Origin of the sequence: Pseudogulbenkiania ferrooxidans 2002, from assembly GCF_000174355.1 — a bacterium.
Taxonomy (GTDB): domain Bacteria; phylum Pseudomonadota; class Gammaproteobacteria; order Burkholderiales; family Chromobacteriaceae; genus Pseudogulbenkiania; species Pseudogulbenkiania ferrooxidans.
On sequence record NZ_ACIS01000008.1, the window covers coordinates 77,143 to 100,348 of the forward strand.

Consider the following 23,206-nt stretch of genomic DNA (forward strand, 5'->3'; position numbering starts at 1 on the left):
CGGTTACAGGTGGAAATGTTCGCCCAGGTAGACCTGGCGAACTTTTTCATTGTCGACGAGGGCCTGCGGTTTGCCGGAGGCCAGCACGGCGCCGTCGCTGATGATGTAGGCGCGGTCGCAGATGCGCAGCGTTTCGCGTACGTTGTGGTCGGTGATCAGTACGCCGATGCCGCGCTCCTTGAGGAAGGAGATGATCTTCTGGATGTCGATCACGGCGATCGGGTCGACCCCGGCGAAAGGTTCGTCGAGCAGGATGAAGCGCGGGCGGGTGGCCAGCACGCGGGCGATCTCGACGCGGCGGCGCTCGCCGCCGGACAGGGCCAGCGCGTTGCTTTCCCGGAGGTGGGCGATGTTGAGGTCGTCCAGCAGCAGCGTCAGTTCCTGTTCCAGCTCCTCGCCCTTGAGGCCGGCGATCTCGAGGATGGCGCGGACGTTTTCGTCCACCGTCATCTTGCGGAAGATCGATGCTTCCTGCGGCAGGTAGCCGAGCCCGAGGCGGGCGCGCTGGTGCATCGGGAAGTGGGTGATGTCCTGCTGGTCGAGCTGGATGCGGCCGTCGTCGGCGCTGACCAGGCCGACGATCATGTAGAAGCTGGTGGTCTTGCCGGCGCCGTTGGGCCCCAGGAGGCCGATCACCTCGCCGCTTTCGATGTTGAGCGAGACGTCCTTGACCACGGTGCGCTTCTTGAAGCGCTTCTTCAGCCCGGTGACGTTCAGTACGCTGGCGTTCATGGCTGCTGTCCGGTGGTTTGCGGTTGCAGGATGACGGTGATGCGGCCCTTGTTGGGACCGGTGGCGGCGCCGCCCTTGACCTGGTAGGTCTGGCTCTGGGTGTTGTAGGTGATGACGTCGCCGATCACCAGGTCTTCGCCGCGCTTGACGCGGGCGTTGCCGGTGAGCACGGCGGTGTTGGTGATGCCGGTGTAGTCGAGGCGGCTGGCCTGGCCTTCGATGTATTCGTCCTTGCCGTCCATTTTCTGGCGGAAGGTGACCACCTTGCCGGTGGCCTGCACCGTCTGGTTGCCCTTGTCGTCACGGGTGACGACGACGCGGTCGGCGTTGACGCGCAGCGTGCCCTGCGTCACCACGACGTTGCCTTCCCACACGGTGTGGCCTTTGAGCTGGTCGAGGGTGCCGCTGTTGGCGTTGATTTCGATCGGTTTGCTCTGGTCGGCTTTTTCCGCCAGAGCGGCCGTGGCGCTGCACAGTCCGGCCAGCACGGCCAGCGTCAGGGTGAATTTATTTCGCATAGACAACCCTTGCATTCGAGAGCAGTTTCAGCAGGCCGGCGCGCTGGTCGTAGGTGAAGCCGACCGAACGGGCTACCGACGTGCCGTAATGGATGGTGACCGGGGCCGCGGAGCGGGCCAGACGCTTGTCGAGGTCGACGTACATCACCGAGGTGTCGACGCGGGTTTCCGGGCGCTGCGCGTCGGCCGGCTTGAACAGCGTCACCTGGCGGTCGAAGAAGGCCTGGCGGGTCTTGTTGTTGTAACGACCGGTCTGGCCGCGCACATCGTACTGCAGCACGCCGGCGGCGAAGACCTGCAGCGTGGGGGCGTCGAAGAACAGGTCGTCCTTGCCCGGGTACTGCCACATGCGCTGGGCGCTGAGCTGGTCTTGTACCTTGCCGGTGGTGTCGTAGCGCAGGGCGGTGAAGTGCTCGGCGACGAATTCGGGCTTGTTCGGGTCGAGCGCGCGCGTCTCCGGCGTCCAGCGCGAGATCTGGTCGAGCCAGAACGTCAAGAGGCCGGTCAGGGCCAGGAGGACGATGGGAAACAGCCGCTGGGCGCGCAGGATCATGCCAGGTACCTGTTCATCACCTCATCGAAGCTGCCCTGGGCCTGCATGATGAGCTCGGAGAGTTCGCGCACCGCGCCCTGGCCGCCGCCGAAGCCGGTGACGTAGTGGGCGTTCTGGCGCACCAGGCTGGGGGCGTCGGGTACCGCCACGGCGAGGCCGACGCGGCGCATCACCGGCAGGTCGACCACATCGTCGCCGATGTAGGCGCAGGCGTCGGCGTCGACGCCGGCCTGGGCGAGCAGGGTCTGAAACGCGCCGACCTTGTTCTCGACGCCCTGGAAGTAGTAGTCGATGCCCAGCCCGCGCGCGCGGTGCTCGACGCAGCGCGCGGCGCGGCCGGTGATGATGGCGAGCTTGACGCCGGTGCTCTGCAGCATCTTCAGGCCGTGGCCGTCGAGGGTGTTGAAGGCCTTGATTTCTTCGCCGTCCGGGGTGAAGAAGATGCGGCCGTCGGTGAGGACGCCGTCGACGTCCATGATCAGGAGTTGCACCTTGCGGGCGAGTTCGTGAATCGTTTGCATGCGTGTCCTTATACGATCCGGGCCTGGAGCAGGTCGTGCATGTTGAGCGCGCCGACCAGGTGGCCGGCGTCGTCGACGACCAGCAGGCCGTTGACCTTGTGGGTTTCCATCAGCTTGACCGCTTCCGAGGCCAGCCGTTCGGCGCTGATGGTGCGCGGCTGGCGGAACATCACGTCGTCGATGGCGAGGCCGGAGAGGTCGAGGGTCTTGTCCAGGGTGCGGCGCAGGTCGCCGTCGGTGAAGATGCCGACCAGGTTGGCCGAAGCGTCGACCACCGCGGTCATGCCGAGCCCCTTGCGGGTCATTTCCAGCAGGGCGTCCTTGAGCGTGGTGCCGCTTTGCACCACCGGCAGGGTGTCGCCGGCGTGCATCAGGTCGCGCACGTGCACCAAGAGACGCCGCCCCAGGCTGCCGCCGGGGTGAGACAGCGCGAAGTCTTCTTCGCGGAACGAGCGCGCCTCCAGCAGCGTGACCGCCAGCGCATCGCCCAGCGCCAGAGCCGCGGTGGTGCTGGAGGTGGGCGCCAGGCCGAGCGGGCAGGCCTCCATCTCGACCGCGGCGTCGAGGTGGATGTCGGCTTCGCGCGCCAGCGTGGAGTCGGGGCGGCCGGTCATGGCGATCAGCGTGATGTCCTTGCGCTTGAGCGCGGGCAGGAGCGCGATGACCTCGTCGCTCTCGCCGGAGTTGGACAGCGCCAGCAGCACGTCGCCGTCGGTGATCATGCCGAGGTCGCCGTGGGCGGCCTCGGCGGGGTGCACGAAGAACGCCGGGGTGCCGGTGCTGGCTAGGGTGGCGGCAATCTTGCGGCCGATGTGGCCGGACTTGCCGATGCCGGTGACAACCAGGCGGCCGGCGCAGGCGAGGATGGCGTCGATGGCCGCGAGGAAGGCGCCGTCGAGCCGGGCGCGGAGCGCGAGGATGGCGTCGGCCTCGATCTCGAGTACCCGTTGCGCCTGTTCCAGGCGCTCATGCTGTACTGTCTTGTTCATAAGGTGAAAGTATATCAAGGTTATAATCCGAATAGTCGCGGCCTGGTGCATCTTTTGCTTGGGCGCGTTTGGCCAACCCCTTCTCTGTCCCGGAAAGTCCATCCTCGATGCATTCGCTTGCGCCCATTGTCCTCGTGTTGTTGAGCGCCGTCCTCGCCGTCACCCTGTGCCGAACCCTCAAGGTGCCGCCGATGCTGGGCTATCTGGTGGTGGGCTTTCTGGCGGGGCCGGGGGTGATGCAGCTGATTCCGGACGGCGAGGAGACGGCCTTCCTGGGTGAGATCGGCATCGTGTTCATGATGTTCTCGATCGGGCTGGAATTTTCCCTGCCGAAGCTCAGGGCGATGCGCCAGCTGGTGTTCGGCGTGGGCCTGGCGCAGGTGCTGGCGACCCTGCTGTTGATCGCCGGCGTGATCGGCGCGCTGTTCGATTCCGTGCTGGCGGGCTTTGCCGTGGGCGGGGCGCTGGCGATGTCGTCCACCGCGATCGTCAGCAAGCTGCTGACCGAGCGCCTGGAGCTCAACCAGCCGCACGGCCAGCTGGCGATCGGCGTGCTGCTGTTCCAGGACCTGGCGGTGGTGCCGCTGCTGATCCTGCTACCGGCCTTCGCCGGCGGCAGCGCCACGCTGGGCATGGATCTCGGCCTGGCGGCGCTGAAGGTGGTGGCGGTGATGGCGCTGTTGCTGTCCTTCGGCCAACGTCTGATGCGGCCGTGGTTCCACCTGGTGGCGCGGCAGCGTTCGGGCGAGCTGTTCATGATCAACGTGCTGTTGGTGACGCTGGGGGTGGCCTACCTCACCGAGCTGTCCGGGCTGAGCCTGGCGTTGGGGGCCTTCGTCGCCGGCATGTTGATCTCGGAGACCGAATACCGCTACCAGGTGGAAGAGGATATCAAGCCCTTCCGCGACATCCTGTTGGGTTTCTTCTTCATCACTGTCGGCATGCGCGTGCAGTTGCCGGTGCTGTACACCCACGCCGGCGAAGTGCTGCTGCTGGTGGCGCTGCTGGTACCGGTCAAGCTCGGCATCGTGTTCGGGCTGGCGCGCGCCTTCGGCCACAAGGCCAACGACGCCATGCGCGGCGCGCTGGCGCTGGCACAGGGCGGCGAATTCGGCTTCGTGCTGCTGGCGCTGTCGGGCAAGCTCGGGCTGATCGGGGCGCAGACCGAGCAGGCCGCCATCGCCGCCATCCTGCTGTCGATGCTGGTGGCGCCGTTCCTGATCCTGCACGGCGACAAGATCACCCGCCGCCTGATCAAGCAGGACTGGATGATGCAGGCGCTGAACCTGCACCAGATGCTGGTGGAGAGCATGTCGAAGAGCGATCACGTGCTGATCTGCGGCTACGGCCGCAGCGGCCAGGTGCTGGCGCGCCTGCTGGAAACCGAATCGATTCCGTTCTTCGCGCTCGACCTCGACCCGGACCGGGTGCGCGAGGCGGGCGAGGCGGGCGACCCGGTGGTGTTCGGCGACGCCGGCAAGAAGGAGGTGCTGATCGCCGCCGGCCTGATGCGCGCCAAGGCGGTGGTGGTGACCTTCGCCGATACCCACGCCGCCTTGCGCATCCTCAACATGGTGCAGTCCTTGCGCAGCGACCTGCCGGTGATCGTGCGCACCGTCGACGACAGCGACATGGACGTGCTGCGCCGCGCCGGCGCCGACGAGGTGGTGGCCGAGGTGATGGAGGGCAGCCTGATGCTGGCGACCCAGGCACTGATGGTGACCGGGGTGCCGCTGAGCCGCGTGTTGCGCCGCATCCGCGCGGTGCGCGAGGAGCGCTACAGCCTGTTCAAGGGTTTCTTCCGCGGCGCCAGCGACGACGCCGAGGGGCTGGACGAGGCGCAGTTGCCGCGCCTCTTGAGCATCCAGGTGTGCGCCGGGGCGGCGGCCATCGGCCATTCGCTGGGCGAGATCAGGCTGGACGATCTGGGGGTGGAGCTGAAGGCGGTGCGCCGTCACCACATCCGCCGCAGCGAGGTCGAGCCGGAGTTCGAGGTGATGCAGGACGACGTGCTGGTGGTGCTGGGCACGCCGGAGCAGCTGGCGCTGGCGGAGACGCGCGTGCTGCAGGGCTGAGCGCTGGCGGATAAAGCGACGGCACCGCCTCGGCCAGGTCCTGTGCCGTGCCGCGTGCCATGGGGGCGGCTGCGCCTGGTCGAATCAGTCCGGCTGGAACCGGCCGGGCGGCGTTGGCGACGACGGCTCTGACGCGCGCCGAGGCTGTCGGCCCGGCTTCGGCCAACCTTTGCGGTGAATGGAAGGCGGGGTACGGGGGCAAAAAGGCCGCAACGGTTTATCCGGTGCCGCCTTTGTCTTGCCATCGTTACGGCAGGATGGTGGTGATCTGCTTCTTCAACTGCTGCTTCAGCGCGTCCTGCTTCTCGCTCTCGGTCTTCTTGCCCTTGACCATGGCGTTGAAGTCGAGCGCGTACACCGGCGAGTTGATCGGCCCGGTGATCTTGAGCGGCACGTTGACGCCCTTGAGCCGGCTGAACTCGTGCGGGTTGGCCTGCACGTCGAGGGTGTAGTCGATGATGCTCTGGATCAGGTCGAGCTTGCCACCGCCGCTGACGTTGACCAGCTGCGACGCCAGCTTCAGGTCCTGGTTGCGCGCCACGCCCTGTTCCAGCTGCAGGCTGGCCGACAGCGTGGAGAAGGTGGTCTTCTGGTTGGGGTTGGCCGCCCCGTTCCACTGCTTGAGCTCTGAGGGCAGGTTCTTCAGCGCCGCCACCAGGTCGATGCCGCTCAGCGCCCCCTTGTTGAGACTCATCGCCACCGTACCGCTCATGGTGTTGCGCAGCTCGGCGAACGAGGTGCCCTGCGCCCGGACGTCCACCTCGCCGCTGCCGACGCCGTCCAGCCTGCTGAAGTTGAACAGGTCGAGCAACAGCGGACGGATGTGCATGGCGTTGAGCTTCTGCTTCAGTTCCAGCTTCGGCTTCTGTTCGCGCTGCAGCCGCACGCTGCCTTCCAGGCGCCCCTGGTAGATGCTGGCGCTCAGCTGGTCCAGCGCCAGCTGCTGCGGCGTGGCCAGCACGCTGGCGGTGACGTCGTTGACGCGGAAGCGGCCGAAGGCCAGTTCGCCGATGGTGACCTTGCCGCTCAGGTCGACGTAGTCGAGCCAGTCGAGCGGGATCGGCCGGGTGTCCTGGAACAGCGCCACCGCGGCGTTGTCCTTGCTCTCCGGCAGGTAGCGGTTGAGGTCGAGCTTGCCGATGGTGACGGTGGCCTCGTGGCGCGGTTTGAGGAAGCCGTACTGGCTCACCGTGATCGCCATGTCCGAGCCGTCCAGCGTGCCGGCCACGCGCAGATTGAGCTGGTCGTCGTCGAGGGTGCCGTCGAGCGCGCCGTCCATCTTGGCGACCAGCTGGCCGCGCGGCAGCAGCGGAGTGACCACCTGCGCCATCAGCGACAAGGGCTGCATGCGGATCTGGTTCATGCCCAGCAGGGTGAACGGGGCGTTCAGCTTGAGGTTGATGCGCTGGCGGCCGACGCTCCAGCTGAAGTCGCCCGCCATGTGGTCGGCGTTGAGACCGGCCTCGTCGAGCTTGACGTTGTCGAAGCGGGCCACGGCTTCGTAGTGGGTCTGGCCGTAGGTCAGCTGGCCGTCGAGGGTGGCCAACGGCGTGGTGATTTCCTTGAAGCTGGCGCTGAACGCCGGCACGCGCAGGGTGAAGCCGCTCTTGGGGTTGTCGCTGCTCAGGGTCAGCGCCAGCTGCTCGCCGGTGGCCTGCAGGGCGGCGAAGTTGAGGCGCAGCAGGCCGTTGGCGTTGAGCTTGCTTTCGCCCAGCCCTTCCACTTCGGACATCACCACCGCCTGCAGCTGGCTCAGCGTGACCTGGTCGTCCTGGATCGTCAGCGGCGTCTCCAGCGCCAGCCGCAGCGGACGCCTGCCGCCGCTGAGCAGGGCGCCGACGCTGAGGTGGGCGTCGCCGCGCAGGCCGTCGGCATCCAGGCTGAGCGTGTTCAGGGTCTGGTGGTGCTGGGTCGATTCGTCGAGATAATCGAGTTCGCTCTCGCGCAGGCGTAGCGTGTCGAGCTTGACGCGGAAGCGGCCGGTATCGCGGCGCTGGAACAGGTCGGCGATGGACAGGCTGCTGTCGGGGTGGCGCACCACCTGTACCTTGAGGCCGTCGACGCGCAGCTTGCTTACCTCGAGTTCGCCAAACAGCAGCGGCAGCCAGGCTAGGCGCGCTTCCAGATGGTCGACGGTGATGGCGGGGGTGGCGTTGCCGGGTTGGCTGATGTCGATGCGGTCGATGTCGAGGCCGGGGAAGGGCAGCACGTGCGGCTTGATCGCGCCGCGGACGGTGACGTTGCGGTGTTGTTCCTGCAGCACGCGGCCCAGCGTTTCGCGCACGGCGTGTTCGTCGAACTTCCAGAGGATCAGCGATTGCACCACGACCAGCAAGGTCAGCAGCGTGAGGAGACTATAGACGGTAATACGGAGCCAAAGCCGGCCGGAGTTCCATTTCATGCGTTCTGCTCGGTGGGGGCCTGGGCGTCATCGAGTGACTGGGCGGCAAAGGACGTGTCGTGGAGCGGGTGAAGGGAATCGAACCCTCGTCGTAAGCTTGGGAAGCTTCTGCTCTACCATTGAGCTACACCCGCGCACTTGCTTTGAGCGTGCGAATGTAGCCGGTTTTGCCGGGCTTGGCAAGCTGAATCAGGACGCAGGGGAGTGCGGATTCCCGTTCAAACGGTCAGCCCTCGTGGCATGGACATGGGCAGGTTGCGCGCCGGCACCGGCGCCAACAGCTCCATCTGTTGTCGATCGAGTATGTGTATGTGCTTTCCCGATACCGATATCACGCCGGTATCCGAAAGCTCTCGCAGCACCCGGGAGAAGGTTTCCGGCGTCAAGCTGAGCCGTGAGGCGATCAAGTTCTTGTTGGTCAGCAGTTCCACGGTGTCGGCATCATTCTGCCGGCTGCTCTGTCTTATCAGAAATTGGACCATCCTCTGCTTGGCCGAGAAGAGGCTGTAACTTTCGATATCGGCCATCAGGGTGTAGAACTGCCTTCCCATGCAGGTCATGATCTCGCGCGCAAAGGAAAAATTTTCCTGTGCAATTTGCATAATCGGTTCTGGCCGGGTCAGCAGTAGCATGGCGTCATCGGTTGTCAGCGCGTTGGTCAGGAAAGGCTTGTTCAACAGCATTTCACCAATGCCGAAACACTTGTTGCTATCCAGGAGCGCGACGACCTTTTCCCCTCCGTTCAGAAACAGGCAGGTCAGGGATACTTGGCCATAGACAATCCAGTACACGCCGTGGGAAACATCTCCGCGCTGAACGACCGTCGTGTCTTTCTTGAGCCTGATGCATTTTGTGGCGGCCGCCACCCGCTCGAGCTGTGCGTTATCCAAGGCTTGATAAAGCGAGGCGTGGGTCAGGATGCCCTTCAAGTTGTGCTCAGAATATGACATGCAATCACCCCCCCTTGCCGATGCAAAATTTCCCATTTGCAACTCTGACACCGACTCGCCGGTAGGCTGTTGATCACGATCAAATCGGGTGGATTTCTGGCAACAGACAGAATGATCAAGGTCTTTCCGTGTGGAAAGTGCTACTCCGGCCGCGCCGGCGCGTGCGGCCGTTTCTCGCGCGCCAGGGCGACAAAATGCGCCAAGGCCACCGAGTGCTGGTCCTGCCGGTAGGCAATGCCGATCGGCGCGGCGGGAACGGGGGCCGTGATCGGCACGTAGCGGACGCCTTCGGTGCGGATTTGGCTCACGGAACGGGGCACGAGCGATATGCCGAAACCGGCGTCGATCATCGGGACGATCGAGGCAATCTGCGGCGCCTCCTGCCCGAGCCGGGGGCTGAAGCCGGCCTGGTGAAACGCCGAGATCAGGTTGTCGTAGAGCCCCGGGCTGATCGCGCGCGGAAACAGGATGAAGGTTTCCTCCGCCAGCGCGGACAGCGGCAGCGCTGCCTGCCGACTCAAGCGGTGCGCCGCGGGCAGCGCCACCAGCATGTCCTCTTCCACCAGCAACTGGGTGTTCAGGCCGTCCGCGCCGCCGATCGGCGGGCGCACGAAGGCGACATCGATCTCGCCGCTGCGCAGTCCTTCCACCAGCAGCGCCGTGTTGCTTTGCTCCGGCAACAGCTGCACCCCTGGGTAGTGGGCGCGGTAATCGCGGATCAGCGCCGTCACCTCCGGCTGGAAATAGGTGGCGCCGGCAAAGCCGATGCGGATGCGGCCGGCTTCTCCCCGCGAGAAGCGCTGGACGCTGTTTTTGGCGCGCTCGACCTGCTCCAGGATGGCACGGGCATCGCTCAGGAACGACGCCCCGGCTTCGGTCAGTTCCACCTTGCGCGTGAGACGCCGGAACAATGGCGTGCCGAGTTCCTGTTCGAGCTGGCGGATCTGCTGGCTCAGAGGGGGTTGCTGGATGCCAAGGCGCTCGGCGGCGCGGGTGAAATTCTGTTCCTCGGCGATGGCGATGAAATAGCGCAGATGACGGAGTTCCATGAGGGGCGGGGTCCTGGGCTGGGCGGGTCGGGTCACAGCGTTAACCATATATTTTAAATATGGAAATGGCAATTTCAATATATTGGATGTGTGCGATCCGGATGGCTACACTGCTCCGCAGACAGTTGGCGCACACGGCCTGGTGCACGGCGCTGCCGGTGGGGCCAGGGGCCCATCCGGCGCCTTGGCCGGCATGCGCCGGTGCCGGTGCCGTGGGCGCCGTGCGACTGTCTGGCCGCGGGCTTCGCCATAACAACACTTCATGCGATGCCGCGCGGCGCATCGGCGCCACGACCCGGGGTGGGGCGGGCGCCGGCAACACAGCCCATGAGGAGACAGCAAGGAATGTATCAAGACCGTATTCGTATGCGCGCGCTCAAGGATCGCGTCATGAGCGCCGACGAGGCCGCCACGCTGGTGCAGGATGGCATGGTGGTCGGCATGAGCGGGTTCACCCGCGCCGGCGACGCCAAGGACATGCCGGTGGCCCTGGCCAAGCGGGCCCGGGAACAGCCGATGAAGATCACCCTGATCACCGGCGCCTCGCTCGGACACGATTCGGACAAGGCGCTCACCGAGGCCGGTCTGCTGGCGCGGCGGCTGCCGTTCCAGGTGGACGCCACGTTGCGTTCGGCCATCAATCGCGGCGAGGTGATGTTCGTCGACCAGCACCTGTCCGAGACTGTGGAGTTCCTGCGCGCCGGGCAGTTCGGCCGGCTCGACGTCGCGGTGATCGAGGCGGTGGCGATCAGCGAGGACGGCAGCATCGTGCCGAGCTCGTCGGTCGGCAACTCCGCGAGCTTCGCGATCCTGGCGGACAAGGTCATCGTCGAGATCAACCTGGCGCAGCCGGTCGAATTCGAGGGCATGCACGACATCTGGATTCCGGGTCATCGTCCGCACCGCGAGCCGCTGCCCATCGTCAACGTCTCGGACCGCGTGGGACGCCCCACGGTCAAGATTCCGCCGGAGAAGATCGCCGCCATCATCATCACCGACACGCCGGACAGCGCCTCCACGGTGCAGCCGGCTGACGCGGAAACCCAGGCCATCGCCAATCACCTGATCGAGTTTTTCACGCACGAGGTCAAGCGCGGGCGGATGCCGGCGCGCCTGCCGGCGATCCAGTCCGGCATTGGCACCATCGCCAACGCGGTGCTGAAGGGTTTTTTGCAGTCGCCGTTCGAGCACCTGACGATGTATTCCGAGGTGCTGCAGGATTCCACCTTCGAACTGATGGACGCGGGCAAGATGGATTTTGCCTCCGGTTCGTCCATTACCGTGTCGCGGCCGATGCAGCAGCAGGTGTTCCAGAACCTGGCGCGCTACCGCGACAAGCTGGTGCTGCGGCCGCAGGAGGTGAGCAACCATCCCGAGGTGATCCGTCGCCTGGGGCTGATCGCGCTCAACACCGCGCTGGAGGCGGACATCTACGGCAACGTCAACTCCACCCACGTCTACGGCACGCACATGATGAACGGCATCGGCGGCTCGGGCGATTTCGCGCGCAACGCCTCCCTGGCGATTTTCGCCACCAAGTCGGTGGCCAAGGGCGGCAAGGTGTCGAGCATCGTGCCGATGGTGCCGCACGTGGATCACAACGAGCACGACGTCGACCTCATCGTCACGGAACAAGGACTGGCCGACCTGCGCACGCTGGCGCCGCGTGAACGGGTCAAGCTGATCGTGGAGAACTGCGCGCATCCGGCCTACCGCGACCTGCTGCGCGACTACTACCGGGACGCCCTGAAATACGGCGGCCAGACCCCGCACGCGCTGGAGCGCGCCTACGAGATGCATATCCGCTTGCGCGACAGCGGTTCGATGCTGCCCCGGTGAGGACGACGGCGCGTTGACCATCGCGCGGGGCGCGGCGCTTTCCTGTTGTGTCAGTGTCCTGCGCTCGGTGGCGGGGCGGTCTCGGCCGCGGCGCCTTCCGTCGGCTGCCAGGCGCTCAGCCGCCGTTGCAGGCGCTCGAACAGCTGGTCGCAGCAGATGGCCAGCAGTGCCACCAGCACCGCGCCCTGGATGACGTAGGCGGTATTGAAGCCGCTCAGGCCGACGATGATGGGCGAGCCCAGGGTCTTGGCGCCCACCGTCGAGGCGATGGTGGCGGTGCCGATGTTGATCACCACCGAGGTGCGCACGCCGGCCAGGATTACCGGGGCGGCCAGCGGCAACTCCACCCGCCACAGCGCCTGCCAGGGGGCGAACCCCAGCCCCTGCGCCACTTCGCGCGTCGCAGCCGGCACCGCGTCGAGCCCGGCCAGGGTGCCCTGGGCGATCGGCAGCACGCCGTACAGCACCAGGGCGATCAGTGCCGGCGCTTCGCCGAAGCCGATCAGCGGCGCTGCCACCGCCAGCACCGCGACCGGCGGGAAAGACTGGCTCATCGCCAGCAGCGATTCCAACAGCGGCCGGAACGCCCGGCCGGCGGGGCGGCAGACCGCGAGGCCGAGCACGCTCCCCGCCACGATGGCGACGGCGCTGGACGCCGCCACCAGCGAGACGTGGGCCAGCACCAGCGCGGCAAAACTGTCTTGCTGGTAGATGGGGCGGTCCAGTTCGGGAAACAGCGCGGCGAACAGCGGGCGCAAGGCCGGCATGCCCAGGGTCAGCGCCAGCAGCGCGGCGAGGCTGCACGACAGCGGCGTGCATGCCCACCGTCGCAGGGTCTTCGGCCAACCTTGAGGTCGCCTGCTCATGGCGCCGGCGGCAGCAGGTCGGCAAAGTGCAGGGTGCCCACCGGGCGCCCCTGCGCGTCGATCACCGGCAGCCGCTCCACGCCGCGCGTGACGAAGGCTGACAGCGCCTCGCGCAGCGTGGCCCCGGCCGCGATCGGATCGCCCGTCGCCGCTTCGCCCGGCCGGGCGCGTGCCGCCACGCGTTCCAGCGCCAACAGCTTGATGCCGATGTCGCTGCGGCCGATGAAGTCGCGCACCGCGTCGCTGGCCGGTCGGGTCAGTAGCTCCAGCGGGCTGCCCTGCTGCACGATGCGGCCTCGTTCCAGCAGCACGATGCGTTGCGCCAGGCCGAGTGCCTCGTCGATGTCGTGGGTCACCAGCACGATGGTCTTGCCCGACAGCGCGTGGATGCGCCGCAGTTCGTCCTGCAGCGCGGCACGCGTCACCGGGTCGAGCGCGCCGAACGGCTCGTCCATCAGCAGCACGTCGGGGTCGGCGGCGAGCGCCCGCGCCACGCCGACGCGCTGCTGCTGGCCGCCCGACAACTGGTGCGGAAAGCGCCGGCGATACTGCTCGGGCTCCAGGTGCAGCAGCGTCAGCAGCTCGGTGACGCGGTCGCGGATGCGCGGCTTCGGCCAGTTCAAGAGCTGCGGCACCGTGGCGATGTTCTGCTCCACCGTCCAGTGCGGGAACAGCCCGATCGACTGAATGGCGTAGCCCATGCGCCGGCGTAGGGTTTCCGGGCGGAAGCGCCGCACGTCCTCGCCGGCGAAACGCAGCGTGCCGCTGTCGTACTCCACCAGGCGGTTGATCATCTTCAGCGTGGTGGACTTGCCCGACCCCGAGGTGCCGATCAGCACGGCGAGTTCCCCCTGTGGAATCACCAGGTCCAGCGCGTCCACCGCGCGCTGGCCATCGAAGGACTTGCTCACCTGGGCAAACTCGATCATCGCGGGCCGACCTCCAGCAGCGACAGCAGCAGCTTGAACAACGCGTCCACGGCGACCGCCAGCACCACCACCGGGATCACCCCCAGCAACACCAGGTCGAGCGCGCTGCCCGACAGGCCCTGGAACATGATGGCGCCGAAACCGCCGGCGCCGATCAGGGCGGCGAGCTGGGCCAGCCCCACCGCCTGGATCGCGGTCACGCGCAGGCCGGAGATCAGCACCGGCAGGGCCAGCGGCAGCTCGACGCGCCGCCAGCGCTGCCCGGCGCTGAGTCCCATGCCGCGCGCGGCCTCCAGCACACCGTCCGGAATCTGCTGCAGCCCCGCCAGCGTGCTGCGCGCCATCGGCAGCAAGCCGTACAGGGTCAGCGCCAGCAAGGCCGGCGGCAAGCCGATGCCGGCCAGGCCCGAACCGGGCAGCAGCCGGCCCAGCGCGGCGAGCGGTGCGATCAACAGGCCGAACAGGGCGAGTGAGGGGACGGTCTGGATGATGTTGAGCGCGGCGAACAACACGCCCCGGGCGCGTGGCCGGCGGAATGCCCACAGCCCCAGCGCCGCACCGCCCACCCCGGCCGGCAGCAGCGTCAGTCCCACCAGCTGCAGATGGCGCCCCAGCGCTTCGTCGAAGCTGTCGCGGTGATTGGCGTATTCCTTGAGCAGCGACAGCGCCTCCAGCCGGCCCGACAGCAACAGCGCCAGCAGCGGAAGGTAGAACGCGAGCTGTACCAGCGCCAGGCGGCCGCCGGCGCCGCCGAGACGGCGCAAGGCGTCGTTGGCGAGCAGGGCGCCCAGGATGAACAAGGCCCAGTAGCCGCCGCCGAGCGAGGTACGCGCCAGCGTGTCGGCCCCGCCGGCGAGCCGGGCCGCCTCGACGCCGGCCAGCGCGGTGAGGGCGGCGAGCCACAGGCTGGCGGCGCTAGCCAGCAGTACGCTGCAGCCGCGCCGGGGCGGCAGCCACGGCGCCGCCAGCAGGGGCAAGGCGGGCAGCAACAGCAGCAGGCGGGGGCCGTGGAGCAGCGTCGCGAGCAGGATGCCGTGGCCGCTGAGCAGCCGGTTGGGGGCGTGGCTGAGCAGCGGCAGGGTGCAGGCCGCGAGCAGCATCAGGCCGACCAGCAGCAGCGGCACGGGGTTACGGACGGTCATGCCGGATCCCGGTTTGCCCCGGACCTATTATCCCGCTTGGCGGACGAGTCAACGCCGCGCGGGTGGCACCCAGGCTCGCGTGCTGCAGGCGTCGCCACCGGATGACAGGAGCGCTTATTTTACGAATCCCTTGCTCTTGAGATAGCTGGCGGCCACCTTGCGCGCATCCTGCCCCTCGATGGCGATCTGGCCGTTGAGCTTCTGCAGCGTCGCGCCGTCGAGCGACAGGAACACCGGCTTGAGCAGCTCACGCACCTTGGGGTACTTGCCCAGAGCTTCGCTGCGGATGATCGGGGTGGGGGCGTAGATCGGCTGCACCCCGCGCACGTCGTCCAGCGTCACCAGGCCGAGTGCGGCGACCGGGCCGTCGGTGCCGTAGGCCATGGCGGCGTTCACCCCCGAGGTCTTTTCCGCCGCCGCCTTGATGGTGACCGAGGTGTCGCCGCCGGCCAGGGTCAGCAACTGGTCCTGCTTCAGCTTGAAGCCGTAGGCCTGCTCGAAGGCGGGCAGGGCGTCGGGCCGTTCGATGAATTCGGCCGAGGCCGCGAGCTTGAAGTTGCCGCCCTTGCTGATCCATTGTCCCAGGTCAGCCAGGGTCTTGAGCTTGTTGGCGCTGGCGACGTCCTTGCGGATGGCGATGGCCCAGGTGTTGTTGGCCGGCGACGGCGTCAGCCAGACGATGCGGTTCTTCTCGAAATCCAGCGCCTTGACCCGCTCGTAGCCGGCCTTGGCGTTTTTCCACACCGGATTCTTTTCGTCGCTGAAGAAGAAGGCGCCGTTGCCGGTGTACTCGGGGTAGATGTCCACCTCGCCCGAGGTGATGGCCTCGCGGATCACCTTGGTGTTGCCCAGTTGCAGGCGGTTGACCGTCTTGATGCCGTGGGCCTCGAGCGTCTGCAGGATGAGGTTGCCCAGCAGCGAGCCTTCGGTATCGATCTTGGAGCCGACGCGCAGCCCTTCCGCGGCCTGGCCGTGAGCCGACCAGAGCATGCCCGCCAGGGCGAGGGCGGCGCAGCGGCGCAGCGTGGTGCGAGATGACATGGTGTTCCCCTTGGATGGACGATGGTTATTCGGTGTTGCGCATTCCCGGCGGGCACGTTCGGCTGCCGGCATCTTTGCGAGCGGGCCCACCGGGATGGCGTCGGTGATGCTATTAAGAGTAAGAAACGGAATCCGCCATTGCCAGGAAGGCGCATGACTTGGGCAATGACGATGGGGCGTCGCCATTGCCTCCGGTAAGGATTTGACGTGCGGCCTATACTCGTAGGGGCCGCCGGCCAAGGCCGGCGGGTTGCCGTTTGTCTGGCCGATCGGCCACAGCAAAAGGAGGAACGGTGATGATCGGCTACCAGTTGTCATTCTTTACCGTGCAAGACCGTCTGCATGGCCGCCGCGCACTGGCGCAGTGGCTGCTCGACGAGGCCCGTCACCTCGGTATCCGCGGCGCCACCCTGCTGTCCGCAGCGGAGGGCTTCGGCCACGCCCGGCGTCTGCACTCGTCGCGTTTCTTCGAACTGGCCGACCAGCCGCTGGAGATCACCATGGCGGTGACGGCGGAAGAGGCGGACTGTTTCTTTGCCCGGCTGCGCGAAGAAAACCTGCGCATCTTCTACATCAAGACCCCGATCGAGTTCGGCGTGACCGGCGAGGAGTGAGGCCGCGCCGGCGACGGCCTCTCAGCCGCGTCCCGGCAGCGTCCGCCCCATGCCGCTCACCAGCGCCTGCTGCAGCGCTGCCGGCACCGGGGCGTAGTGGTGGAACTCCATGCTGTAGGTGGCGCGGCCCTGGGTCAGCGAGCGCAGCGCGGTGGAGTAGCCGAACATCTCCGCGAGCGGCACCTCGGCGCGGATGCTCTTGCCGCTGCCGCCGGGCAGGTCGTCCATGCCCTGGATCACGCCGCGCCGGCCGGTGAGGTCGCCCATGACGTCCCCCATTTTCTCCTCCGGGGTTTCCACGTCCACCGCCATCACCGGTTCCAGCAGCTCCGGCCCGGCCTGGCGCAGGCCGTCGCGCAGGGCCTGGGCGGCGGCGATCTTGAAGGCGTTCTCGCTGGAGTCGACGTCGTGGTAGGAGCCGAACACCAACGACGCCCTTGACGTCGACCACCGGGTAGCCCGGCCAGCACGCCGTTGGCCAGCGCCTCGACGATGCCTTTCTGCACCGCCGGGATGAACTCGCGCGGGATCACCCCGCCCTTGATGGCGTCGACGAACTCGAAGCCGGCGCCGCGCGGGCGCGGCTCCAGCTTCAGCACCACGTGGCCGTACTGGCCGTGGCCGCCGGACTGGCGGATGAACTTGCCCTCGACCTCGGGGCTGGCGCGGGCGATGGTCTCGCGATACGCCACCTGCGGCTGGCCGACGCTGGCGCTGACGCCGAACTCGCGGCGCAGCCGGTCGACCAGGATTTCCAGGTGCAGCTCGCCCATGCCGGAGATGATGGTCTGGCCCGATTCCTCGTCGCTGTAGACGTGGAACGAGGGGTCTTCCTGCGCCAGCCGCTGCAGTGCCAGCGCCATCTTCTCCTGGTCGGCCTTGGTCTTGGGCTCCACCGCCTGGGCGATGACCGGTTCGGGAAACACGATGCGCTCCAGCGCGACGACGGCGTCCGGGCTCGACAGCGTGTCGCCGGTGGTGACTTCCTTGAGGCCGACCGCGGCGACGATGTCGCCGGCCATCACCTCCTTCACCTCCTCGCGGTGGTTGGCGTGCATCTGCAGCAGCCGGCCGATGCGTTCCTTCTTGTCGCGCGCCAGGTTGTAGACGCTGTCGCCGGAGCGCAGCAGGCCGGAATAGACGCGCAGGAAGGTGAGCTGGCCGACGTAGGGGTCGGTCATGATCTTGAAGGCGAGCGCGGCGAACGGCTCGTCGTCGCGGGCGTGGCGCGTCACCGCCTGGCCCTGGGCGTCGATGCCGCTCACCGGCGGAATCTCGAGGGGGGAGGGCAGGTAGTCGATCACGGCGTCGAGCAGCGCCTGCACGCCGCGGTTCTTGAACGCCGAGCCGCACAGCAGCGGCACGATCTCGCCGCGGATGGTGAGCTGGCGCAGCCCCTGGCGGATCTCGTCTTCGGCCAACGTGCCGCGCTCGAGATAGCGGTTGGTGAGCTCCTCGCTGGCTTCGGCGGCGGCCTCGATCATCTTGTCGCGCCAGCTCTCGGCCTCGGCGCGCAGCTCCGGCGGAATCCCGCGCTCGTCGAATTTCACCCCCTGGCTGGCGTCGTCCCAGACGATGAGGCGCATCTTCACCAGGTCGATCACGCCGTGGAAGGCGTCTTCGCTGCCGAACGGCAGCTGGATCGGCACGGCGCGCCCGTTCAGGCGTTCGCGGATCTGGCGCTGCACGCGGAAGAAGTCGGCACCGACGCGGTCCATCTTGTTGACAAAGGCCAGGCGCGGCACGTGGTACTTGTTGGCCTGGCGCCACACCGTCTCGGACTGCGGCTGCACCCCGCCCACCGCGTCGTACAGCATCACCGCCCCGTCCAGCACGCGCAGCGAGCGCTCCACCTCGATGGTGAAGTCGACGTGGCCCGGGGTGTCGATGATGTTGATGCGGTGCTGCGGGTACTGCCCGGCCATGCCCTTCCAGAAGCAGGTGGTGGCGGCCGAGGTGATGGTGATGCCGCGCTCCTGCTCCTGCGCCATCCAGTCCATCACCGCCGCGCCTTCATGCACTTCGCCCATCTTGTGGCTGACCCCGGTGTAGAACAGGATGCGCTCGGTGGTGGTGGTCTTGCCGGCGTCGATGTGGGCGCTGATGCCGATGTTGCGATAGCGTTCGAGGGGCGTTTGCCGCGACATGGTGCGTTCCTCGCTGGGGTTGGCGGATAGGGGCCCGACGGGCGCGTGGCGCGGGCGGACGGCGCACCAGGGGAACCATGACGCCGCTGCCGGCGACTAAGCGGTTCGTAGGTGCGTGTGGTGACCGACGCGGTCTTGCCGCCGGATGCGCTTGTATTGAGTGTAGTTTCCCTGTCCGGGGCTGGCGGGCCGTTTGTGTTCAACTGCCATAGGAGAAACAAATCATGACGAACAGGCAGAAAAGCGTACTGGCGGTGGTGGTGATGGCCTGGCTGGGCAGCGCTCCGGCCTGGGCCGACACGACGGCCCTGCCCAAGGTGCAGACCCAGGGCGAGGTGAGCTTCGTCAGCGGCGGCATCGGCGACGACGAGCTGGCGGCGATGCACGAGGCGCGCCGCGACTACAATCTGCAACTGCTGTTTGCCGCCAAGGGCAGCGGCGAGTACCTGTCGTCGGTCGCGGTGGTGGTCAAGAATGCCCACGGCGACACCGTGCTCGACACCGTCGCGGACGGGCCGCTGCTCTACGCCAAGCTGCCCCGTGGCCAGTATCAGGTCAGCGCCCGCTACCAGGAGCAGGCGCAGAGCCGCAAGGTACGGCTGGGCGGCGGCGCCACCAGCCTGTCGTTCTACTGGTAGTGCCACGGGCGTGACGCGGGGGGCGGCCTTGCCGTCCTCCGGCGGATACCGCCTCCTTCCTGTTTCCGGCCACTTGGATCCGTCGGGGCTCGCCTGAACCCCGGCGTGGCGCCAGGGGTGCCTTTTCATTGTCGACTGTATATCATGGCCGTCTTCTTTTTCACGACCCGCGCGGCCCGTCGTCGCGGCCGCGCGCGCCTCAGGAGACGCGCAATGACTCGACGCCTGCTCGTGCTGTATACCGGCGGCACCATCGGCATGGACCACACCCCGGACGGCCTGGCGCCGGTGCCCGGCCTGCTGCCGCGCCTGCTGGAACGTTTCCACAGCGCCGAGCTCGCCTTCGACGTGGTGGAATACCCCGAACTGATCGATTCGTCGGCGATCACGCCGGCGCACTGGAACCGCATCATCGGCGATATCGCCGACCGTTACGACGCCTACGATGGCTTCGTGGTGATCCACGGCACCGACACCATGGCCTACACCGCGTCGGTGCTGGCCTTCGCCTTGCAAGGCCTGGGCAAGCCGGTGGTGGTGACCGGCTCGCAACTGCCGCTGGTGCATCCGCGTTCGGACGGCTGGAGCAACCTGGCCGACGCGCTGGAAGCCGCCAGCCAACCCGACCTGTGCGAAGTGGCCATCGCCTTCGACCGCCTGCTGCTGCGGGGCTGTCGCGCGCGCAAGCTCGACGCCGCCAGCTTTGCCGGGTTCGATTCGCCCAACGCGCCGCCGCTGGCGCACTTCGGCATCAAGGCCGACTGGCAGCGCCAGCACTGGCTGCTGCCGCAGGGCGCATTCAAGCCGGTCACGCTGCGTGAAGACGTCCGGGTGGCGGCGTTCTTCCTGACCCCCGGCGCCGGTACCGCGCTGATCGGCCAGACCCTGGCCAACGGCGGGCTAGACGGCGCGGTGTTGATGAGCTACGGCAACGGCAATGCTCCGGCCGATGCCACACTGCTGGCCGGCGTGGCGGCGGCGAGTGCCGGCGGCGCACTGGTCGTCAACATCAGCCAGGTGGTACACGGTGCGGTGGAAGTGGGGGCCTACGCCGCCAGTCAGCCGCTGGCGCGGGCCGGTGCCATGGCCGGGGCCGACCTGACGCCGGAAGCCGCCGTCGCCAAGCTGACCGTGTTGTGCTCGCAGGCGCTGTCGCCGGAACAACGGCGTGCGGCGATGCAGTGCGCGCTGGCGGGCGAGATGAGCGTGCAGCCGGGCTGACACTAAAAGGAGCCGGCGAAAAAAGGCGCGCAAGTCCGCGCCTTTTTTCTTGGGGCGAGAGCGCCATATCGTGGCCGTTGGCGAATCGTTGCGGGTGCCGGCCGGAACGGTGCGAGCACCTCCGGAGTGCGAAGATCCTCTCGTAGGGTTGATTAAAAAATGATCAGGTGCGGCAAAATCCTTCCCCGTCATGGGCTTAGCCCGCTTGTCCACAGCTCGCCCACAGCGCTGTCCCCGCAGCCTGTGAGAATTTCCGGATTATCCCCAAGCCGCCGTATAATGGTCATTTAGCCCACTCTATTATGACGGCATACCCTCCGCCTCCCTTGCGTCTGGCCATCGTCGGCCCCGAGTCCTGCGGCAAGAGCCCCACGCTGGCGCAGGCGCTGACGGCGAGCCTGAACGGGGCCGGCGTGGCGGCATGCTGCGTGGACGAATACGCCCGCGACTATTACGCGGCGCGCCCTTACGCGCCGACGCCGCACGACGTGCTGGCCATCGCGCGCGGCCAGCTGGCGCGCGAGGCCGAAGCGGCACGCCACGCCGAGGTGCTGGTGTGTGACAGCACGGCGCTGACCTGCGTGATCTGGGCCGAGGTGGCATTTGGCCGCGCTGCGCCCGAACTCGCGGCGCTCAACCGCCCGCGGGATTACGCGCTGACGCTGCTGGCCTGTCCCGACCTGCCGTGGCAGCCCGACCCGCTGCGCAGCCACCCGGATCAGCGCGACTGGCTATGGGGCCTGTACCGCGCGGGGCTGGAGGCGGCCGGCGTGGTGCCACGGCCGATTCGCGGGCAGGGGACGGGCCGGCTCGCTGCGGCGCTGACGGCGATTCGCCAGGCTGGATTGCTTAAAATTTAAGCGGATCAAAAAATCCCCTTGTCGGCCAGCATCTTAGCGAAGCTATCCACAGTTCGCTCACAAGGCTGTCCCGGACGGCCGTGGATAGAGTTGGAAACTTGATTAAAAAATGGGCAGTCCAAAAAAGGGCTGTCCGATGAAGGGCTTGCGTCACCTATCCACAGCTGGCTCACAGCCCTGTCCCTATCGAATGTGAAAAAATGAACGAAACCTTCTCATTGCGTGGTGAATACATCGCCCTGTGCGACCTGCTCAAGGCCTGTGCCGTGGCCCATAGCGGCGGCGCGGCCAAGCACATGATTGCCGAAGGGCTGGTGTCGGTGGACGGCCAGATCGAGCTGCGCAAGACCTGCAAGATCCGCCCCGGCCAAGTGGTCAGCGGCGACGGCTTCACGCTGCGCGTGGAGGCTGCCGATGCCTGACGACGACGTGTTCGATCCGATGCCGGAGGCGCCCATCGAACCGAGCGACGACATGTGCTGCGGCAGCGGCTGCGAGCCGTGCGTGTGGGACACCTACACCACCGAGCTGAACGACTACCGCCGCAAACTGGCCGAATGGCAGGTGCGCGAAGCGGCGCGCCAGGCCTGCGGCGACGGAGCCTGACATGGCCGACATCGATCTGCATTTCCACTCGTTGTTCTCCGACGGCGCGCTGTCGCCGGCCGAGGTGATCCGGCGCGGTGCCGAGCGCGGCGCCACCTTGTTGGCGCTGACCGACCACGACTGCACCGCCGGGCTGGCCGAAGCCGCCGCTACCGCGCGCAACTGCGGTGTCAGCTTTCTCAACGGCGTGGAAATCTCGGTCAGCTGGGGCAAGCACACCGTGCATATCGTCGGCCTCGGCATCGACCCGGACCACGACGCCCTGGCCGCCGGGCTGCAGGGCATCCGCGACGGGCGCATCAACCGCGCCCGCGCCATGGCCGAGTCGCTGGCCAAGGTCGGCATCGAGGGCGCCTTCGAGGGGGCCTCGGCGCTGTGCGACAACCTGGAGATGATCGGCCGCACCCACGTGGCGCGCTACCTGGTCAGCAGCGGCCACGTCAAGGATGTGCGCAGCGTGTTCCGCAAGTACCTGACCCCGGGCAAGCCGGGCTACGTGCCGCACGAGTGGGCGAGCCTGGCCGATGCCGTGGGCTGGATCTGCAGCGCCGGCGGCATCGCGGTGATTGCCCACCCCGGCCGCTACGACATGGGGCGCACCCTGACCGAGCGGCTGATCTTCGACTTCAAGGATGCCGGCGGCGAAGCGATCGAGGTCGCCAGCGGCAGCCACAGCCTGGACGATCTGCACAAGTACGCCCTGATCGCCCAGCGCTACGACCTCCTGGCGAGTGCCGGCAGCGATTTCCATGCCCCCGGCGAGGGCGGCCGCGACGTCGGCCGCACCGACGATCTGCCGCCGATCTGCCGGCCGGTGTGGCAACGCCTGCTGGAAAACGGCCGCGTACTCGCCTGAACCCGACCCAACCGGAAACCTCATGGCCCAGTTCTTCGTGATCCACCCCGACAACCCGCAAGCCCGTCTGATCCGCGAGGCGGTGAAGATCCTGCGCGCGGGCGGGGTGATCGTCTACCCCACCGACTCCTGTTACGCGCTCGGCTGCCTGCTGGGCGACAAGGCGGCGATGGAGCGTATCCTCGACATCCGCCAGCTCGACCTCAAGCATCACCTGACACTGGTGTGCGCCGACCTCTCCGAGCTGTCCAACTACGCTCGCGTCGACAACAGCCAGTTCCGTCAGCTCAAGGCCGCCACGCCGGGCAGCTACACCTTCATCCTGCAGGCCTCCAAGGAAGTGCCGCGCCGCACGCTGCACCCCAAGCGCGCCACCATCGGCCTCAGGGTGCCGGAGCACCCGGTGGCGCTGGCGCTGCTGGCCGAGCTGGGCGAGCCCATCCTGTCCTGTACCCTGTCCTTGCCGGGCGACAGCGAGGCGCTCACCGATCCTTATGAAATCCGTGAGCGGATGGAGCGTCAGGTCGACCTGGTGATCGACGGCGGCTGGTGCGGCACCGAGCCCACCACGGTGATCGATCTGACCGACGGTGTCGAGCTGGTGCGCCGCGGCAAGGGTGATCCGGCGTTGTTCGGCTTCTGAGGGCGGGGATGTTTTT

At 67.3% G+C, this 23,206-nt stretch carries 22 protein-coding genes, 1 tRNA gene and 1 pseudogene; 10 read left to right on the forward strand and 14 right to left on the reverse strand.

Translation table 11 applies throughout. The features are described 5' to 3' along the window. Window positions 1-3 precede the first annotated feature (3 nt). Genes lptB through FURADRAFT_RS14490 form a run of 5 tightly spaced genes read right to left on the reverse strand, consistent with a single transcriptional unit; the run spans window position 4 to window position 3,313 of the window. A complete protein-coding gene (gene lptB / locus FURADRAFT_RS14470) occupies window positions 4-732 on the reverse strand; it encodes an LPS export ABC transporter ATP-binding protein (protein WP_008954913.1) in 729 nt (242 codons plus the stop codon). Continuing rightward, the gene (lptA, locus tag FURADRAFT_RS14475; RefSeq protein WP_008954914.1) at window positions 729-1,250 is read right to left on the reverse strand and encodes a lipopolysaccharide transport periplasmic protein LptA; all 522 of its coding nucleotides are present in this window, start codon (window positions 1,248-1,250) and stop codon (window positions 729-731) included. Before lptA ends, lptB begins: the two co-directional genes overlap by 4 nt. After that, window positions 1,240-1,803, reverse strand: a complete 564-nt coding sequence (gene lptC / locus FURADRAFT_RS14480) for an LPS export ABC transporter periplasmic protein LptC (protein ID WP_008954915.1) — start codon at window positions 1,801-1,803, stop codon at window positions 1,240-1,242. Before lptC ends, lptA begins: the two co-directional genes overlap by 11 nt. Further along, on the reverse strand, window positions 1,800-2,324 hold the full coding sequence (kdsC, locus tag FURADRAFT_RS14485) for a 3-deoxy-manno-octulosonate-8-phosphatase KdsC (protein WP_008954916.1): 525 nt from the start codon (window positions 2,322-2,324) through the stop codon (window positions 1,800-1,802). Before kdsC ends, lptC begins: the two co-directional genes overlap by 4 nt. 8 nt (window positions 2,325-2,332) lie before the next feature. Continuing rightward, window positions 2,333-3,313 carry a KpsF/GutQ family sugar-phosphate isomerase gene (locus FURADRAFT_RS14490; protein WP_008954917.1) on the reverse strand — a complete coding sequence of 327 codons (981 nt, stop codon included), beginning with the start codon at window positions 3,311-3,313 and terminating at the stop codon, window positions 2,333-2,335. A 107-nt stretch (window positions 3,314-3,420) separates the two neighbouring features. On the opposite strand from FURADRAFT_RS14490, the gene FURADRAFT_RS14495 reads away from it, so the two are divergent. After that, a complete protein-coding gene (locus tag FURADRAFT_RS14495; protein ID WP_008954918.1) occupies window positions 3,421-5,388 on the forward strand; it encodes a cation:proton antiporter domain-containing protein in 1,968 nt (655 codons plus the stop codon). A gap of 247 nt (window positions 5,389-5,635) precedes the next feature. On the opposite strand, the gene FURADRAFT_RS14500 is transcribed toward FURADRAFT_RS14495, so the two are convergent. From FURADRAFT_RS14500 to FURADRAFT_RS14515, 4 genes are all read right to left on the reverse strand, one after another. Beyond that, entirely contained in the window at window positions 5,636-7,789 is a 2,154-nt protein-coding gene (locus FURADRAFT_RS14500; protein ID WP_008954919.1) for an AsmA family protein, read from the reverse strand. A 60-nt stretch (window positions 7,790-7,849) separates the two neighbouring features. Next, a tRNA-Gly gene (locus FURADRAFT_RS14505) sits at window positions 7,850-7,923 on the reverse strand. A gap of 84 nt (window positions 7,924-8,007) precedes the next feature. After that, complete coding sequence (locus FURADRAFT_RS14510) at window positions 8,008-8,718, reverse strand: Crp/Fnr family transcriptional regulator (RefSeq protein ID WP_236261597.1); 711 nt, start codon at window positions 8,716-8,718, stop codon at window positions 8,008-8,010. Window positions 8,719-8,879: 161 nt separating this feature from the next. Further along, window positions 8,880-9,788, reverse strand: a complete 909-nt coding sequence (locus FURADRAFT_RS14515) for a LysR family transcriptional regulator (protein ID WP_008954921.1) — start codon at window positions 9,786-9,788, stop codon at window positions 8,880-8,882. A gap of 366 nt (window positions 9,789-10,154) precedes the next feature. Here FURADRAFT_RS14515 and FURADRAFT_RS14520 point away from each other — a divergent pair, with 366 nt between their 5' ends. Then, window positions 10,155-11,627: an acetyl-CoA hydrolase/transferase family protein gene (locus FURADRAFT_RS14520; RefSeq protein WP_408003250.1), complete on the forward strand. Its 1,473-nt coding sequence runs from the start codon at window positions 10,155-10,157 to the stop codon at window positions 11,625-11,627. Between the two features lie 50 nt (window positions 11,628-11,677). Here FURADRAFT_RS14520 and FURADRAFT_RS14525 read toward each other — a convergent pair whose 3' ends face one another. The 4 genes from FURADRAFT_RS14525 to osmF all read right to left on the reverse strand — a co-directional run bounded on the left by FURADRAFT_RS14525 (window position 11,678) and on the right by osmF (window position 15,605). Next, window positions 11,678-12,493, reverse strand: coding sequence for an ABC transporter permease (locus FURADRAFT_RS14525; protein ID WP_008954923.1), 816 nt, complete (start codon window positions 12,491-12,493; stop codon window positions 11,678-11,680). Continuing rightward, window positions 12,490-13,422 (reverse strand): ABC transporter ATP-binding protein, encoded by a 933-nt coding sequence (locus tag FURADRAFT_RS14530; RefSeq protein ID WP_008954924.1) that lies wholly within the window; start codon window positions 13,420-13,422, stop codon window positions 12,490-12,492. Before FURADRAFT_RS14530 ends, FURADRAFT_RS14525 begins: the two co-directional genes overlap by 4 nt. Next, a complete protein-coding gene (locus tag FURADRAFT_RS14535; protein WP_008954925.1) occupies window positions 13,419-14,564 on the reverse strand; it encodes an ABC transporter permease in 1,146 nt (381 codons plus the stop codon). The genes FURADRAFT_RS14530 and FURADRAFT_RS14535 overlap by 4 nt, the downstream gene beginning before the upstream one ends. A gap of 114 nt (window positions 14,565-14,678) precedes the next feature. Continuing rightward, entirely contained in the window at window positions 14,679-15,605 is a 927-nt protein-coding gene (gene osmF, locus FURADRAFT_RS14540) for a glycine betaine ABC transporter substrate-binding protein OsmF (protein ID WP_008954926.1), read from the reverse strand. A gap of 296 nt (window positions 15,606-15,901) precedes the next feature. On the opposite strand from osmF, the gene FURADRAFT_RS14545 reads away from it, so the two are divergent. Then, the gene (locus FURADRAFT_RS14545) at window positions 15,902-16,219 is read left to right on the forward strand and encodes a DUF190 domain-containing protein (protein WP_008954927.1); all 318 of its coding nucleotides are present in this window, start codon (window positions 15,902-15,904) and stop codon (window positions 16,217-16,219) included. Between the two features lie 21 nt (window positions 16,220-16,240). On the opposite strand, the pseudogene fusA reads toward FURADRAFT_RS14545, so the two are convergent. Further along, window positions 16,241-18,366, reverse strand: a pseudogene (fusA, locus tag FURADRAFT_RS14550) (elongation factor G). 224 nt (window positions 18,367-18,590) lie between these two features. Between fusA and FURADRAFT_RS14555 the strand changes: the two are divergent. From FURADRAFT_RS14555 to FURADRAFT_RS14585, 7 genes are all read left to right on the forward strand, one after another. Continuing rightward, the gene (locus FURADRAFT_RS14555; protein ID WP_008954930.1) at window positions 18,591-19,004 is read left to right on the forward strand and encodes a hypothetical protein; all 414 of its coding nucleotides are present in this window, start codon (window positions 18,591-18,593) and stop codon (window positions 19,002-19,004) included. A gap of 213 nt (window positions 19,005-19,217) precedes the next feature. Further along, window positions 19,218-20,225 (forward strand): asparaginase, encoded by a 1,008-nt coding sequence (locus tag FURADRAFT_RS14560; RefSeq protein WP_008954931.1) that lies wholly within the window; start codon window positions 19,218-19,220, stop codon window positions 20,223-20,225. 302 nt (window positions 20,226-20,527) lie between these two features. Then, entirely contained in the window at window positions 20,528-21,085 is a 558-nt protein-coding gene (locus FURADRAFT_RS14565) for an AAA family ATPase (protein ID WP_008954932.1), read from the forward strand. 200 nt (window positions 21,086-21,285) lie between these two features. After that, a complete protein-coding gene (locus FURADRAFT_RS14570) occupies window positions 21,286-21,507 on the forward strand; it encodes an RNA-binding S4 domain-containing protein (RefSeq protein WP_008954933.1) in 222 nt (73 codons plus the stop codon). Beyond that, a complete protein-coding gene (locus FURADRAFT_RS14575; protein WP_008954934.1) occupies window positions 21,500-21,691 on the forward strand; it encodes an oxidoreductase-like domain-containing protein in 192 nt (63 codons plus the stop codon). The genes FURADRAFT_RS14570 and FURADRAFT_RS14575 overlap by 8 nt, the downstream gene beginning before the upstream one ends. A gap of 1 nt (window position 21,692) precedes the next feature. After that, a complete protein-coding gene (locus FURADRAFT_RS14580; RefSeq protein ID WP_008954935.1) occupies window positions 21,693-22,547 on the forward strand; it encodes a 3',5'-nucleoside bisphosphate phosphatase in 855 nt (284 codons plus the stop codon). Window positions 22,548-22,569: 22 nt separating this feature from the next. Next, on the forward strand, window positions 22,570-23,190 hold the full coding sequence (locus tag FURADRAFT_RS14585; RefSeq protein ID WP_008954936.1) for an L-threonylcarbamoyladenylate synthase: 621 nt from the start codon (window positions 22,570-22,572) through the stop codon (window positions 23,188-23,190). Window positions 23,191-23,206: the final 16 nt, after the last annotated feature.

What these genes read in the sequence shown, in the direction of transcription:
- lptB (WP_008954913.1), bottom strand. Translation starts at nt 732, where the DNA reads ATGAACGCCAGCGTACTGAACGTCACCGGGCTGAAGAAGCGCTTCAAG.
- lptA (WP_008954914.1), bottom strand. Translation starts at nt 1,250, where the DNA reads ATGCGAAATAAATTCACCCTGACGCTGGCCGTGCTGGCCGGACTGTGC.
- lptC (WP_008954915.1), bottom strand. Translation starts at nt 1,803, where the DNA reads ATGATCCTGCGCGCCCAGCGGCTGTTTCCCATCGTCCTCCTGGCCCTG.
- kdsC (WP_008954916.1), bottom strand. Translation starts at nt 2,324, where the DNA reads ATGCAAACGATTCACGAACTCGCCCGCAAGGTGCAACTCCTGATCATG.
- FURADRAFT_RS14490 (WP_008954917.1), bottom strand. Translation starts at nt 3,313, where the DNA reads ATGAACAAGACAGTACAGCATGAGCGCCTGGAACAGGCGCAACGGGTA.
- FURADRAFT_RS14495 (WP_008954918.1), top strand. Translation starts at nt 3,421, where the DNA reads ATGCATTCGCTTGCGCCCATTGTCCTCGTGTTGTTGAGCGCCGTCCTC.
- FURADRAFT_RS14500 (WP_008954919.1), bottom strand. Translation starts at nt 7,789, where the DNA reads ATGAAATGGAACTCCGGCCGGCTTTGGCTCCGTATTACCGTCTATAGT.
- FURADRAFT_RS14515 (WP_008954921.1), bottom strand. Translation starts at nt 9,788, where the DNA reads ATGGAACTCCGTCATCTGCGCTATTTCATCGCCATCGCCGAGGAACAG.
- FURADRAFT_RS14520 (WP_408003250.1), top strand. Translation starts at nt 10,155, where the DNA reads ATGCGCGCGCTCAAGGATCGCGTCATGAGCGCCGACGAGGCCGCCACG.
- FURADRAFT_RS14525 (WP_008954923.1), bottom strand. Translation starts at nt 12,493, where the DNA reads ATGAGCAGGCGACCTCAAGGTTGGCCGAAGACCCTGCGACGGTGGGCA.
- FURADRAFT_RS14530 (WP_008954924.1), bottom strand. Translation starts at nt 13,422, where the DNA reads ATGATCGAGTTTGCCCAGGTGAGCAAGTCCTTCGATGGCCAGCGCGCG.
- FURADRAFT_RS14535 (WP_008954925.1), bottom strand. Translation starts at nt 14,564, where the DNA reads ATGACCGTCCGTAACCCCGTGCCGCTGCTGCTGGTCGGCCTGATGCTG.
- osmF (WP_008954926.1), bottom strand. Translation starts at nt 15,605, where the DNA reads ATGTCATCTCGCACCACGCTGCGCCGCTGCGCCGCCCTCGCCCTGGCG.
- FURADRAFT_RS14545 (WP_008954927.1), top strand. Translation starts at nt 15,902, where the DNA reads ATGATCGGCTACCAGTTGTCATTCTTTACCGTGCAAGACCGTCTGCAT.
- FURADRAFT_RS14555 (WP_008954930.1), top strand. Translation starts at nt 18,591, where the DNA reads ATGACGAACAGGCAGAAAAGCGTACTGGCGGTGGTGGTGATGGCCTGG.
- FURADRAFT_RS14560 (WP_008954931.1), top strand. Translation starts at nt 19,218, where the DNA reads ATGACTCGACGCCTGCTCGTGCTGTATACCGGCGGCACCATCGGCATG.
- FURADRAFT_RS14565 (WP_008954932.1), top strand. Translation starts at nt 20,528, where the DNA reads ATGACGGCATACCCTCCGCCTCCCTTGCGTCTGGCCATCGTCGGCCCC.
- FURADRAFT_RS14570 (WP_008954933.1), top strand. Translation starts at nt 21,286, where the DNA reads ATGAACGAAACCTTCTCATTGCGTGGTGAATACATCGCCCTGTGCGAC.
- FURADRAFT_RS14575 (WP_008954934.1), top strand. Translation starts at nt 21,500, where the DNA reads ATGCCTGACGACGACGTGTTCGATCCGATGCCGGAGGCGCCCATCGAA.
- FURADRAFT_RS14580 (WP_008954935.1), top strand. Translation starts at nt 21,693, where the DNA reads ATGGCCGACATCGATCTGCATTTCCACTCGTTGTTCTCCGACGGCGCG.
- FURADRAFT_RS14585 (WP_008954936.1), top strand. Translation starts at nt 22,570, where the DNA reads ATGGCCCAGTTCTTCGTGATCCACCCCGACAACCCGCAAGCCCGTCTG.